This is a genomic window from Streptomyces inhibens (assembly GCF_003389455.1).
GTDB classification, from domain to species: domain Bacteria; phylum Actinomycetota; class Actinomycetes; order Streptomycetales; family Streptomycetaceae; genus Streptomyces; species Streptomyces inhibens.
On record NZ_QUAC01000057.1, the window covers coordinates 1 to 12488 of the forward strand.

General features: G+C 72.9%; 13 protein-coding genes and 1 pseudogene. 9 read left to right on the forward strand and 5 right to left on the reverse strand.

The features are described 5' to 3' along the window. The 3 genes and pseudogenes from DY245_RS08255 to DY245_RS08265 all read left to right on the forward strand — a co-directional run. Positions 1 to 296, forward strand: a pseudogene (locus DY245_RS08255) (ABC transporter); the annotation flags it as partial. Further along, positions 293 to 961: an ABC transporter gene (locus DY245_RS08260; protein WP_128505096.1), complete on the forward strand. Its 669-nt coding sequence runs from the start codon at positions 293 to 295 to the stop codon at positions 959 to 961. The pseudogene DY245_RS08255 and the gene DY245_RS08260, both read left to right, overlap by 4 nt. A 50-nt stretch (positions 962 to 1011) precedes the next feature. Continuing rightward, positions 1012 to 1197, forward strand: a complete 186-nt coding sequence (locus tag DY245_RS08265) for a hypothetical protein (RefSeq protein WP_128505099.1) — start codon at positions 1012 to 1014, stop codon at positions 1195 to 1197. Between the two features lie 16 nt (positions 1198 to 1213). Here the strand turns inward: DY245_RS08265 and DY245_RS08270 are convergent, their stop codons facing one another. Together DY245_RS08270 and zapE are read right to left on the reverse strand one after the other, a co-directional pair. Next, entirely contained in the window at positions 1214 to 2581 is a 1368-nt protein-coding gene (locus DY245_RS08270) for an alkaline phosphatase PhoX (RefSeq protein ID WP_128505101.1), read from the reverse strand. A 130-nt stretch (positions 2582 to 2711) separates the two neighbouring features. Beyond that, complete coding sequence (zapE, locus tag DY245_RS08275; protein WP_181923582.1) at positions 2712 to 3836, reverse strand: cell division protein ZapE; 1125 nt, start codon at positions 3834 to 3836, stop codon at positions 2712 to 2714. Positions 3837 to 3903: 67 nt separating this feature from the next. Between zapE and DY245_RS08280 the strand changes: the two genes are divergently transcribed. Together DY245_RS08280 and DY245_RS08285 are read left to right on the forward strand one after the other, a co-directional pair. Continuing rightward, on the forward strand, positions 3904 to 4728 hold the full coding sequence (locus DY245_RS08280; protein ID WP_128505103.1) for a dihydrofolate reductase family protein: 825 nt from the start codon (positions 3904 to 3906) through the stop codon (positions 4726 to 4728). Positions 4729 to 4862: 134 nt separating this feature from the next. Further along, on the forward strand, positions 4863 to 5360 hold the full coding sequence (locus tag DY245_RS08285; protein ID WP_128505105.1) for an indole-3-glycerol phosphate synthase: 498 nt from the start codon (positions 4863 to 4865) through the stop codon (positions 5358 to 5360). Between the two features lie 72 nt (positions 5361 to 5432). Here the strand turns inward: DY245_RS08285 and DY245_RS08290 are convergent, their stop codons facing one another. Together DY245_RS08290 and DY245_RS08295 are read right to left on the reverse strand one after the other, a co-directional pair. Beyond that, positions 5433 to 6119, reverse strand: a complete 687-nt coding sequence (locus DY245_RS08290; RefSeq protein ID WP_128505108.1) for an ABC transporter ATP-binding protein — start codon at positions 6117 to 6119, stop codon at positions 5433 to 5435. Further along, positions 6116 to 7264 carry an ABC transporter permease gene (locus DY245_RS08295; RefSeq protein ID WP_128505177.1) on the reverse strand — a complete coding sequence of 383 codons (1149 nt, stop codon included), beginning with the start codon at positions 7262 to 7264 and terminating at the stop codon, positions 6116 to 6118. The genes DY245_RS08290 and DY245_RS08295 overlap by 4 nt, the downstream gene beginning before the upstream one ends. Before the next feature lie 185 nt (positions 7265 to 7449). On the opposite strand from DY245_RS08295, the gene DY245_RS08300 reads away from it, so the two are divergent. The 4 genes from DY245_RS08300 (at position 7450) to msrB (ending at position 11283) form a co-directional block, all read left to right on the forward strand. Continuing rightward, positions 7450 to 8694: a sensor histidine kinase gene (locus tag DY245_RS08300; protein WP_425329358.1), complete on the forward strand. Its 1245-nt coding sequence runs from the start codon at positions 7450 to 7452 to the stop codon at positions 8692 to 8694. Between the two features lie 5 nt (positions 8695 to 8699). Beyond that, complete coding sequence (locus DY245_RS08305; protein ID WP_128505180.1) at positions 8700 to 9332, forward strand: response regulator; 633 nt, start codon at positions 8700 to 8702, stop codon at positions 9330 to 9332. A 127-nt stretch (positions 9333 to 9459) separates the two neighbouring features. After that, positions 9460 to 10857: a UDP-N-acetylmuramate--L-alanine ligase gene (gene murC, locus DY245_RS08310; RefSeq protein WP_128505110.1), complete on the forward strand. Its 1398-nt coding sequence runs from the start codon at positions 9460 to 9462 to the stop codon at positions 10855 to 10857. Positions 10858 to 10875: 18 nt separating this feature from the next. Next, on the forward strand, positions 10876 to 11283 hold the full coding sequence (msrB, locus tag DY245_RS08315; RefSeq protein WP_128505112.1) for a peptide-methionine (R)-S-oxide reductase MsrB: 408 nt from the start codon (positions 10876 to 10878) through the stop codon (positions 11281 to 11283). 303 nt (positions 11284 to 11586) lie between these two features. On the opposite strand, the gene DY245_RS44185 is transcribed toward msrB, so the two are convergent. Beyond that, on the reverse strand, positions 11587 to 12150 hold the full coding sequence (locus DY245_RS44185; protein ID WP_181923583.1) for an ATP-binding protein: 564 nt from the start codon (positions 12148 to 12150) through the stop codon (positions 11587 to 11589). Positions 12151 to 12488 lie beyond the last annotated feature (338 nt).

A 12488-nucleotide genomic window follows, 5' to 3' on the forward strand; every position in this document is an offset into this window, starting at 1 on the left:
TGCCGACCGGACGGGGCGGGGTGGCCGCCGGCCCGGACCGGGCGCCCGCCGGAGCGCCGCGGCTGCCCGGCGGACCGCAGATCGCGCCGGGACCGGACGGGACGACCCGGCTGACGGTCCCGGCCACCCACTCCGACGCGCTGCTGCGCGCCCTGCTCACCGCCCGTCCGCCCTGGCACATCCGCTCGGTCACCACGGTCCCGGCCCCGGACGACGGCCCCGCCCCCGAGCCCCCCTGCGCACCCGCACCCGACCCCGCGTCCGCCCCCGACCCCGACGAGGCCCCCCTCCCGTGAACGCCCTCCTCCGCTATCAGGCGGCGCTGCTCGTCGGCTCGCACCGCTGGCTGCCGCCGGTCATCCTCTACGCCGCCTTCCTGGCCATCGGCGTCCAGAGCGGCGGCCCGATCCTCGATGCCTACGGGTACGCCGCCGCCGGCCTGCTGCCGGCCGCCGTATGGCTCACCCGGGTCTGTGTCACCAACGAACCGCCGGCCGCCCGCAATTGCGCCGCGGCCGCCGCCGGGCCCGGCCGGGTCCACCTCGCCTGTGTGCTGACCGCGGCCTGCGCCGGGCTGCTGCTGGCGCTCGTCGGTACGGCGGTGGTCGTGCTGCTGTCCGATCCGCACTCCGCCGACCACCGCGTGGCCGTCCCGGTCCTGCCCGCGACCGGCGCCGGACTGCTCGCCGCGCTGGCCTGCCTGCTCATGGGCATCGCGATCGGCGCGCTGTGCAACTGGCCGGTGCTGCGCAGCCCTGGCTGGGGCATTCCGGCGGGGCTGCTCGCCGCGCTGCTGCTCGCCGTACTGGGCGCCTCGCCCGCCAACGCCGCCATCACGGGCCTGGTCACCGGCTCCGCGCACGGCACGATCAGCGCCCCCTGGCTGCCCCTCGCCGCCACCGCCCTGATCGCGACCGCCGCCACCGCCGTCGCCTGCGCCCTCAGCTCGCGCCGCAACTGAACAGCGGGGGAGCACATGGGGGCAGAAGGCGCAGGCGTACGCTCGGCGGCATGCCGGGCACCGATGAGCACGACCACCTGACCAGCTGCGCCGGTGCGCGCGCCGCCGCGGGACCGCCGTACGCCGACTGTCTGCAGTGCGGCCGGCCGACCGAGTACCCGGTCGACCGGCCCGGCATCGTGCTCTGCCCGGTCTGCGAATGGCAGGAGGCTCAGCGGTCCGCCTGCTCGGGCTGACCGGCGCCCCGCGGGGTCAGTGGTGCCAGGGGCCCGTCACCGCGAACGTCGTCCCCGGCGTATAGCAATTGACATACATCGTCCGGTGGTCGGGCGAGAACGTCACCCCCGCGAACTCACCCCACTCCGGCTTCTGCGGAGTGCCGATGTTCTGCCGGCCGCGCGCCATCGCATAGACCTCGCCGCGCCGGGTGAGGCCGAAGACATGCTGGGCCCCCTCGCCGTCCTCACAGACCATCAGCCCGCCGCTGGGCGCGAGGCAGATGTTGTCCGGGGACTCGCCGGGCAGCTGGAGGTCGGCGTCCGGGCCGAAGACGACGACCAGGGTGAGCCGGCGCTTCTTCGGGTCGTACTTCCAGATCTGGCCGTAGTGGTCGGCCGCCGAGCCTGCGGCACGGTGCGCGAAGCTGGAGACGAAGTAGACGCAGGAGCCGCCCCAGTAGCAGCCCTCCAGCTTCTGGGCGTGGGTGATGCCGCCCGGGCCGAAGTCCTGGAAGCGGATCGGGGTCTCCCGGGCGAGCGGATCGGGTACATCCACCCAGCTGACCTGGTCGAACGTGGTGCCGGGCTGCTGGACGGTGGAGAGGTCGGGCACATCGGGGACGCGCAGCGCCTGGAGGCGGCCGCCGGCTCGGAGCGAGCCGCGGCCGCCCATCGGCTTCTCGGGCAGGAAGCGGTAGAAGAGGCCGAACGGCTTCTCGAAGGCGTCCTCGGTCTCGTAGACCGTGCCGGTGCCGGGGTCCACGGCGATCGCTTCGTGCTGGAAGCGGCCCATCGCGGTCAGCGGCACCGCGCCGGTGCGCCGCGGGTCGTACGGATCGACCTCGAAGATGAAGCCATGGTCCTTGGTGTAGTTCTCGTCACCGGCCCGGAGCTCGGTCTCCTCGCAGGTCAGCCAGGTGTTCCAGGGGGTGTGGCCGCCCGCGCAGTTGGTGGAGGTGCCGGCGATGGCCACCCGTTCGGAGCGTACGGTGTTGTCCCGGTCGAGTTCCAGCGCCGTACAGCCGCCCTCACCACCGGGGTCGTAGGTCAGCTCGCGGACCCTGGGGACGGCGGAGCGGGAGTGCGTACGGTTCTCGTGGTTACGGACGAGAAAGGTGCCGCCGCGGCGGCCGGGGAACGCCGACATCCCGTCGCAGTTGCTGGGCACCTTGCCCTCGCCGGAGGGCAGCGGGTCGCCCTCCCGGGAGAGGACCTTGTAGCGGAAGCCCTTGGGGAGGTCGAGCAGGCCGTCCGGGTCCGGGACCAGCGGGCCGTAGCCGCTCCGTCCCATGCTCTGTGCGGTCGCGGTCCCCGCGAAGATCTCCGTGAGGCTGCCGGAGAAGGCGATCGCGGCCCCCAACGCACCCGTTCTGGCCAGGATCTGACGTCGTGTCGCGGACATGGGCAACTCCCTGTTGGCGGACAGGTGACGTGACCCGCACGTGTGTACCACGCACCCGGGCCGCCGGGAACCAGGCGGCACGGGTGCGTCAGCGTTCTTTGCCCCTAGGGACACGCCCTGGAGACACGCCCTAGGGATTGGCGCCCGCCACCAACGGCCCCGCGTCGCGCGCCAGTGCCGTCAGGCGGGAGATCGCGCGGAAGTACTTCTTGCGGTAGCCGCCGCGCAGCATCTCCTCGCTGAACAGCTCGTCGAAGGCCTTGCCGGAGGTCAGCACCGGCACCTCGCGGTCGTAGAGCCGGTCCGCGAGGACCACCAGGCGCAGCGCGGTGGACTGGTCGGGCACCGCCTGGACATCGGTGAGGCAGACCGCCTCGATGCCGTCGCACATCGCGCCGTAGCGGCTGGGGTGCACCTTGGACAGATGGTCCAGCAGGGAGGGGAAGTCGTCGAGCGAGGCGCCGGGCGTGCGGTACGCGGTGCGGGTGACGGTCTCGTCGTCGTACGGGGCGGGTGCCTCGGGCAGACCGCGGTGGCGGTAGTCCTCGCCGTCGATGCGCAGCGGACGGAAGTGCGCGCTCAGCCCCTGGATCTCGCGCAGGAAGTCGGCCGCCGCGAACCGGCCCTCGCCGAGCTTGCCGGGCAGCGTGTTGGAGGTGGCGGCCAGCGCCACGCCGGCGTCCACCAGCTTGCCGAGCAGGGTCGAGACCAGGACGGTGTCGCCGGGATCGTCCAGCTCGAACTCGTCGATGCACAGCAGCCTGTGCTCGCCGAGCGTGCGCACGGTCTGCTGGAAGCCGAGCGCGCCGACGAGGTTGGTCAGCTCGACGAAGGTGCCGAAGGCCTTGAGCTCGGCCGGGGCGGGGGTCGCGTGCCACAGGGAGGCGAGCAGATGGGTCTTGCCGACGCCGTAGCCGCCGTCCAGGTAGACACCGCGCGGGCCCTTGGGAGCCACCGGCTTCCTGGCGAACCAGCGCCGCTTGGCGGCACCGGTCCCGGCGCCGCCGTCGATGGTCGTCGCGAAGTCGCTCAGGACCTGGACGGCCTCGGACTGGCTGGGCTGCTTCAGGTCCGGGATGTAGGTGTCGAAGCGGGCGTCCTGGAAGCGCGGCGGCGGCACCATCTCGGCGACCAGGCGGTCGGCCGGGACGTGCGGGGCGCGGGCGGTGAGTGCGGCGGGGGCCACGTCGTCCCCGTCGGCCGGCGGTCCGGCTATGGGGTCGGGCTGCGGCGAGGAGGGCTGGGAAGGCGACACAGCCGTCCAGCCTATCTCCTGTGCGGTATCACCCGGTCCGCCGAGCGTCGCATGTCACACTGCCGCCATGCGACGCCTGTTCCCTCTCACCGCCCTGCCCGCACCGGCCTCCGACGTCGAGAACGCCCAGGTGGCGGCGATCGATGTCGTGGACCGTCCGTGGACGCTGGACGAGCTGGCCGACGCGTACGCGTATCCGGCGGCGGACGACCCGGCGCGTACGGGGCGCACCGGCTGGCTGCGCGCCAACATGGTGTCCTCCATGGACGGCGCGGCCCACCACGAGGGCCGCTCGCAGCCGCTCTCCAGCGATGCCGATATGCGGATCTTCGGGGTGCTGCGGGGGCTCGCGGATGCCGTGGTGGTGGGCGCCGAGACGGTCCGGAAAGAGGGCTACCGGCCGGCCCGTGCCCGGGAGGCGTTCGCCGCCCGCCGGGCCGCCGCGGGTCAGGGCCCGGCCCCGGCCATCGCGGTGGTGACCGCCGGGCTCGGGCTGGATTTCGGCCTGCCCCTGTTCACCGAGCCGCTGGTTCCGACCCTCGTACTGACCGGTGCGGGCGCGCCGGCGGACCGGGTGGCCAAGGCCCGTGCCGCGGGCGCCGAGGTGCTGTTCGCCGGCGAGGGCCTGGGCGTCGACCCGGCCCGAGTGGCCGGGGTGCTGGCCGAACGGGGGCACGCCCGGCTGCTCACCGAGGGCGGGCCGAAGCTCCTCGGGCAGTTCGCGGCGGCCGGTGCGCTGGACGAGATGTGTCTGTCGCTGGCTCCGGTGGTCGCGGTGGGCGACGCGCCGAGGATCATGGACGGCCCGGCCGTGCCGGTTCCGGAGCGGTTCGCCCTGGCATCCGTATTGGAGGAGGCCGGGTTCCTGTTCACTCGCTACCGTCGGTCCTGACAATCAGCGGAACTACCTGTTCCGCTTAGCTTCCGTTGGGCACACTAAAAGCCAACAGGTCCCGTGTGGCGACGGGGCAGGATGGTTTCTGTCGGGCGCAAAGCGGCGCCCTGAAGAGAAGAAGGGCGTCCGTCGTGTTCACGAGCGTATTGATGATCGAGAAGCCTCTGACGCCCGCGGACGTGGAGTTTGTGACCACCCTGCACGGCGATGACCGGACCTCTTTCGTCGTCCTCATGCAGCCGCGCGGCAAGCAGGACGTCCTGCTGCGAGCCATCGACGACGTCGCCCTCGGCGAATTCGACGACGCCGTACGGGAGGGCGAGGAGCCGGGCGGCGAACAGGCGCAGGCCCCCGCCGAGCTCGCCCTGTCCCACACCCTGGCCGCGCTGCGGGCTGCGGGCGCGGAGGCCATCGGACAGGTGGTCGAGGACCATCCGCTGGACCTGCTGCGGTCCGTCGTCGAGGAGACCGGCGCCGATGAGGTGATCGTGCTGACCACCCCGCACTTCGTCGAGGAGTTCTTCCACCGCGACTGGGCCTCCCGCGCCCGTCACAAGGTCGGCGTACCGGTCCTCAAACTTTTCTCGCACGCGGCCGACGAGCAGCCCCAGGGCTCCGCCGAGGACTGACCGAGGCCCGCGCACCGGGGGGCACGGGCGGGCGCCCGGCCCGGGGGAGCCGGGCTTTCGGCGGCTCGGCGCTCAGGGGCGGGCGCCGAGCCGGGGCCGCAGCCGGCCGTCCCGCACCTCGGCGATCTCGTCCGCCACGTCCAGATGCGTGTGGTCGTGAGTGACCAGCACCGTCGCGGTGGCGCGCTGATGCGTCAGCCGGAGCAGCAGATCGAGCACTGCGGCGCCCCGCTCGTGGTCCAGCGCGCTGGTCGGCTCGTCCACCAGCAGCACCGCGGGCTCGTTCATCAGCGCCCGCGCGATATTGATCCGCTGCCGCTGACCGCCCGACAGCTGATGCGGCCGCCGGTCGGCCTGTCCCTCCAGGCCGACCGCTGCCAGCAGTTCCAGTGCCCGGGGCCGTGCCTTACGGGGCGAGCGGCCGTCCAGATGCGCCATCACCTGTAGCTGCTCGGCGGCGGTCAGGGACGGCAGCAGGTTCGGCTGCTGGAAGACCGTGCCGATGGTGGTGCGGCGCAGCGTCGTCAGCTCGGCGCGGCCGAGCCCCGTGGTGTCCGTACCGTCGATCACCACCCGCCCGCGGTCCGGGCCGATCAGCGTGGCGGCCACCGCGAGCAGGCTGGACTTCCCGGACCCGGACGGCCCGATCACCGCGGTCAGGCACCCGGCAGGTACGGCCAGCGAGACCTGGTCCAGCGCGGTCAGCCGGGCACCGCCGTCGGGGTAGGTGAGGGTGACATCGGTCAGTTCGAGGCTCATCGGGCACTTCCCAGGGCGGTCAGCGGGTCTACGGACGTGATGCGGCGGATGGACAGCGCGGCGCCCACGGCACCCAGCGCGATCATGATCAGGGCCGGGATCAGCACGGTGGACGGGTCGAGCACGAACGGCACCGCGCCGCCGATCCCGACGCCCACCCCGGCCACGACGGCGGTGCCCAGGCCGGTCCCGATCACCAGCAGGAGGACGGCCTGGCCGAGCGCGTCCCGCAGCAGAGCGCGGGTCGAGGCGCCCAGCGCCTTCAGCACGGCGACATCGCCGCTGCGCTGGATCGTCCACACCGTGAAGAACGCGCCGATGACCAGCGCGGAGATGGCGAACAGAAAGCCGCGCATCAGCTGTAGCGAGCCGTTCTCGGCGGTGAACGAGCCGATGGCCCGCAGCGCGTCGTCGGTGGTGACCGTCTTGGTGCCGAACTTCTCGTCGGCGGCCGTCAGATCGGCCGTCCCCGTGGTGGAGAGGGCGAGCACGGTCGCACCTACGGAGGCACCGGATGCGCTGCCGCTCCCGGTGGCGCCGGATCCGCCGCGTCCCCCTGAGTCGCTTGTGCCGGCCGGCCCGGAGCCGCCCGTCAGCCGCTGCCAGTCACCCAGCGACGTCCAGACCACCGGCGTATGGCTGTACATCGCCGCGCCCGACACCGCCGCGACCCGGACCGTCCGGCCCCCCAGCGTCAGCGCGCCGCCGGCCCGCACACCGAGCGCGGTGGCGGCCTTCTCGGACAGCACCACCGCACCGTCACCCACCCCGCCCGGGGCGGGCGTCAGCCGCGACCCGGGCCGCACCCCGAACGCGGAGACCGCGGCCGTCCGGCTGCCCGCCTCGGCCTTCGTCGTGGCGATCCCCAGCGGTTCGGCGCGCCGTACGCCCGGCACCCCCGCCCAGTCCCGAACGGTCCGCTCCGGCAGCCGCGAATCGGTGAACGCGACGCCGCGCCCGTCGGCGGGCGCCGAGAACACCAGGTGGTCGGCGGGCAGCGCGGTGATCGCCGAGGTGTTCTCCCGGCCCAGGCCCGCCGTCAGCCCCGACAGCAGACCCACCAGCACCGTGATCAGCACGATGACGGTGCCCATCAGGGCGAACCGCCCCTTGGCAAATCTCAGGTCTCTCCAGGCGACGAACACAGGCTTGGCCATCCTCGGGTTCCGGGCGCCGGACCCCACTGCCCGGCGGCTGGCCCCACCGTCGCCCGTCCGACGGGGCCCGGACATCGCGCCCGGGAGTGGTTCACCGGCATCGAAAGGTGCGCCCCGGGTTCAACCCTTTGATTGATGCCGCAGGTCGGGCGGCCCCTTAGCCTGAAGACGCCGTGACCGATCACTCCCTCACCCCCGTCCTGCGGGTCCTGCGCAGCTGCCTCCATCTGATGGTGGCCGCGCTGCTCGCGCTCGCCGCCGTACGGGCGGTGGTGGACCACGCCCCGGACGCCCCGGCCGTCATCGCCACCGCCGTCGTGCTCTTCGCCCTCTACGCCGTCGGGCCCGCGCTGCCCCGCCTGCGCAGCTCCACCTCCGCCGCCGCCCTCTGGCTCGCGGCCGTGGCCCTGGTCTGGCTGGTGCTGCTCGTCCTCACCCCGGACGGCGTCTGGGTGGCCTTCCCGCTCTTCTTCGTCCAGCTGCATCTGCTGCCGCTGCGCGGGGCGCTGGCCGCCGTCGCGGCCACCACCGTCGCCGCCGTCGCCGGATTCCGCTGGCACAACCACACCCATGCGCTCACCGCCGGCACGGTCATCGGCCCCGTTCTGGGCGCCGCCGTCGCGATCGCCGTCGTCCTCGGTTACCAGGCCCTCTACCGGGAGAGTGAACAGCGCCGCCGCCTCATCGAGGAGCTGACCGCGGCCCGCGGCGAACTGGCCGTCGCGGAACACGCCGCCGGTGTGCTCGCCGAGCGCGAGCGGCTGGCCCGCGAGATCCACGACACCCTTGCGCAGGGCCTGTCCAGCATCCAGCTGCTGCTGCGGGCCGCCGAACGCGCCATACCGGAGCGGCCCGAGGCGGCCCTCGGCCATGTCCGGCAGGCCCGCACCGCCGCCGTCGACAACCTCGCCGAGGCGCGCCGTTTTGTACGGGCGCTGAGCCCGCCGGACCTGGAGGCCGGTTCGCTGCCCGCCGCCCTGGAACGGCTCTGCGCCACCACCGCCCGTACCTCCTCTCTCGCCGTGCACTGCCAGGTCTCCGGCGCGCCCACCGCCCTGCCCACCGCGCACGAGGTCGCCCTGCTGCGCATCGCCCAGTCCGCGCTCGCCAACACCGTCCGGCACGCCTCGGCCGACCGCGTCGAGCTGACCCTCAGCTACATGGACACCGAGGTCGCCCTGGACGTCGTCGACGACGGCGCCGGGTTCGTCCCGGCCGAGGTCCCGGCCCCCGGCTCCGCGGCGGTCACCGGCACCGGCTTCGGCCTGGCCGCGATGCGCGCCCGGGCCCGCGCCCTACAGGGCACCCTCGTCGTCGAGTCCGCCCCCGGGGAGGGCACCGCGGTCGCCGTCACCCTGCCCTGCCCCGCCGCCCCCGCCACGTCCGGAAGCTCCGCCGCCCCGGAGGCCGCCTCGTGACCGCCATCGACACCCCCATCCGGCTGCTCCTCGCCGACGACCACCCCGTCGTACGCGCCGGACTGCGCGCGGTCCTGGAGACCGAACCGGACTTCGAGGTGGTGTCCGACGTCCCCACCGCCGAGCAGGCCGTCGATCTCGCCGCCCGGCTCGATGTCGACGTGGTCCTCATGGACCTCCAATTCGGTGGCCGGATGCTGGGCTCCCAGGCCACCGCCGCGATCACCGCCCGCTCCGGCGCCCCGCGGGTACTCGTCCTGACCACGTACGACACCGACGCCGACATCCTCGCCGCCATCGAGGCCGGCGCCACCGGCTACCTCCTCAAGGACGCCCCGCCGGAGGAGCTGGCCGCCGCCGTACGCACCGCCGCCGCCGGAAAGTCCGCGCTGGCGCCCACCATCGCGCTGCGCCTGATGGACCGGATGCGCTCCCCGGCCACCGCGCTCTCCCGCCGCGAGACCGAGGTCCTCCAGCTCGTCGCCGACGGTCTGTCGAACGCGGCGATCAGCAAACAGCTCTTCCTCAGCCAGGCGACCGTCAAGTCCCACCTCGTCCACATTTACTCCAAGCTGGGCGTGGACTCCCGTACCTCCGCGGTCGCCGCCGCCACCGCCCAGGGCCTGATCCGCCGCTGACCGCCGGTCCTCGGACCCCCGCCGCCCCGGAACGGCCCCGGCCGGGGTCCGAGGACCGCCCCTGTCGGTGCCGGGTGCGAGAATCGTCCACAGCATCACCGCTCGCGACGATCAGGGAGACCCGCCCATGGCACCCGCCATCCCAGCCTCGATGGACCGGCCGCACTTCATCGGCATCGGCGGAGCCGGTATGTCGGGCATCGCCAAGATCCTCGCGCAGCGCGGCGCCCGGGTGGCGGGCAGCGACGCCAAGGACTCCGCGACCGCCCAGGCCCTGCGTGACCTCGGCGCCACGGTCCACATCGGCCATGCCGCCGCCCATCTCGCCGAGGACGCCACCAGCGTCGTCGTCTCCTCCGCGATCCGCCCGGACAACCCCGAGCTGGCCGCCGCCCATGAGCGCGGCATCCCGGTCGTGCACCGCTCCGACGCCCTCGCCTCCCTCATGGACGGCCTGCGCCCCATCGCCGTAGCGGGCACGCACGGCAAGACGACGACGACCTCCATGCTCGCCGTATCCCTCACCGCCCTCGGCCTCAAGCCGTCCTACGCCATCGGCGGCGACCTCGACGCCCCGGGATCCAACGCCGAGCACGGCAGCGGCGAGATCTTCGTCGCCGAGGCCGACGAGAGCGACCGCAGCTTCCACAAGTACGCCCCCGAGGTCGCCATCGTCCTCAACGTCGAGCTGGACCACCACGCCAACTACGCCTCGATGGACGAGATCTACGAGTCCTTCGAGACCTTCGTCGGCCGCATCCGCCCCGGCGGCACCCTGGTCATCTCCGCCGACAACGAAGGCGCCCGCGAGCTGACCGCCAAGATCTCCGGCCGCTACGACATCGAGGTCGTCACCTACGGCGAGTCCGCCGACGCCGATGTCCGCATCCTCAAGGTCAACCCCCGCGGCCTGACCAGCGACGTCACCGTCTCCCTCACCAGCGGCAAGATCCTCACCTTCACCGTCTCCGTCCCGGGCCGGCACTACGCCCACAATGCCGTCGCCGCCCTGGCCGCCGGCGTCGCCCTGGACCTGCCGCCGCACAACCTCGCCTCCGCGCTCGGCAAGTACACCGGCGTCAAGCGCCGCCTCCAGCTCAAGGGCGAGGCGGCCGGTGTGCAGGTCATCGACTCCTACGCCCACCACCCCACGGAGATGTCCGCCGACCTGGAAGCCATCCGCGGCGCCGCCGAAGGCTCTCGCGTACTGGTCGTCTTCCAGCCGCACCTCTTCTCCCGCACCCAGGAGCTGGGCACGGAAATGGGCCGGGCGCTCGCCCTCGCCGACGCCTCCGTCGTCCTGGACATCTACCCGGCCCGTGAGGACCCGATCCCGGGCGTCACCAGCGCCCTGATCATCGACGCCGCGCGCGCCGCGGGCGCCGATGTCACCGCCGAGAGCGACCAGGCCGCCGTCCCGGACGTCATCGCCGGAATGACCAAGCCCGGTGACCTTGTTCTCACCATGGGCGCGGGCGATGTGACCGACCTCGGCCCCGCCATCCTGTCCCGCCTGGGCAGCTGAGCTGAGGAGGCACCGCAGATGCCGTACGAGATCGACAAGCCCGACGACCAGTGGCGCGCAGAGCTGACCCCCGCCGAGTACCAAGTACTCCGCCAAGCCGGCACCGAGCCCGCCTTCGTCGGCGAATACACCGACACCAAGACCGCGGGCGTCTACTCCTGCCGCGCGTGCGGTGCCGAACTCTTCCGCTCCGACACCAAATTCGAGAGCCACTGCGGCTGGCCGTCCTTCTACGACCCCAAGAACTCCGACGCCGTCGAACTCCTGGAGGACCGCACCCACGGCATGGTCCGCACCGAAGTCCGCTGCGCCCGCTGCGGCTCCCACCTCGGCCATGTCTTCGAGGGCGAGGGCTACCCGACCCCTACGGATCAGCGGTACTGCATCAACTCGATCTCGCTGCGATTGGCTCCGGACGAGGCGTGAGCGGCGGGAGGGTGGCGTCCTGCGAATCCGGTGACTCGCGAACTCGTCGAGTTCCGCTTCAACGTCCAGCGCGTTCCTTGGCAGCGGCGTAGCGATCTGGCAAACGTGCGGTCAAGCGGGGTCGACCCCACGCCGGGTCGCCCCCGTCGCCGTTCCCGTCACTGGATCCGTGCTGGCAGGAGCCGCAAACAAGGGCTGGTCGTGCCGGACATGCGAGTGCCGCGGTCTTACTGGGGCCCGCCAAACGCTGTCGGTTGAAGTGCGCGAAGCCAGCCGGCTCACCCTCGACGTGTACCCCACCGATCAGAGTCGCCGCCGCAGAGCCCCCCGCCGACGGGCACTGCTGCCGGGGGTGCGCAGTTCGAACCACACGGTCTTCCCCGCGGCGGTGTGCCGTGCGCCCCAGCGGGTCGAGAGCTGGTCCACCAGGTGCAGCCCTCGGCCGTGGTCCTCGTCGGCGCGGGCGGGTGGACGGTCAGCGGGCGGCGCGGCGGGGCAGCCGTCGGCGATGTCGCAGCGCAGCGTCCGGTCAACGGGGGAGTGGGACATCCGCAGATGGAGGGGGCCCCAGGCGTGCTGGAGCGCGTTGGTGACCAGTTCGCTCACCAGGAGTTCGGCGATCTCGACATGCTCGGGCAGCCCCCATCGGGCCAGCTCGGTCCGGATGATCCGCCGGGCCTGGGACACGGCGCGCACATGCGATTCGAGCGGCAGCGAGACCACTTTGCCGCGTGTCCTCCTCAGGTACCGGGCCAGCTGAGCGACCCGCGCGGCGGAGGTCGCCGCCAGCCGCCCCAACAGACGGCACAGCGGGAGCAGTACGCCCTCACGTAGGGCGACACAGCGGGTGCGAATGACGGTACTCATGGCGATGCGGTGCGGCCGAGCGGAATCCACCGCAGCGGGAGGCTGGAATGGCAGGGGTGAGGGCCGCCATACGGGAGCCCTCGCGTGAGGCCCGGACCAGGAGAAGCCGTACGGCGTCAGGTCTGAGCCCGCCGTGGGTTGCCGGGCCGTGCCCGGGGACGATTCCGGTTCCGGGAACATCTTTCCGCCCTCGCTTTTCTCTCCGGGACCGTGGGCGGCTGGTGGAGTCAGGAGGCCACGCGGGCTCCGGTGGGGCACCCGGGAGGGCTGTGGTGTGCGAACAACGACCCGGGTCATCACGTCCACCCCACCTCTTTCCGTGCCGTCGGCTGTGCCGG

Coding starts and splice junctions, on each gene's coding strand:
- DY245_RS08265 (WP_128505099.1), top strand. CDS start 1,012: ATGCCGGGCACCGATGAGCACGACCACCTGACCAGCTGCGCCGGTGCG.
- DY245_RS08270 (WP_128505101.1), bottom strand. CDS start 2,581: ATGTCCGCGACACGACGTCAGATCCTGGCCAGAACGGGTGCGTTGGGG.
- DY245_RS08280 (WP_128505103.1), top strand. CDS start 3,904: ATGCGACGCCTGTTCCCTCTCACCGCCCTGCCCGCACCGGCCTCCGAC.
- DY245_RS08290 (WP_128505108.1), bottom strand. CDS start 6,119: ATGAGCCTCGAACTGACCGATGTCACCCTCACCTACCCCGACGGCGGT.
- murC (WP_128505110.1), top strand. CDS start 9,460: ATGGCACCCGCCATCCCAGCCTCGATGGACCGGCCGCACTTCATCGGC.
- msrB (WP_128505112.1), top strand. CDS start 10,876: ATGCCGTACGAGATCGACAAGCCCGACGACCAGTGGCGCGCAGAGCTG.
- DY245_RS44185 (WP_181923583.1), bottom strand. CDS start 12,150: ATGAGTACCGTCATTCGCACCCGCTGTGTCGCCCTACGTGAGGGCGTA.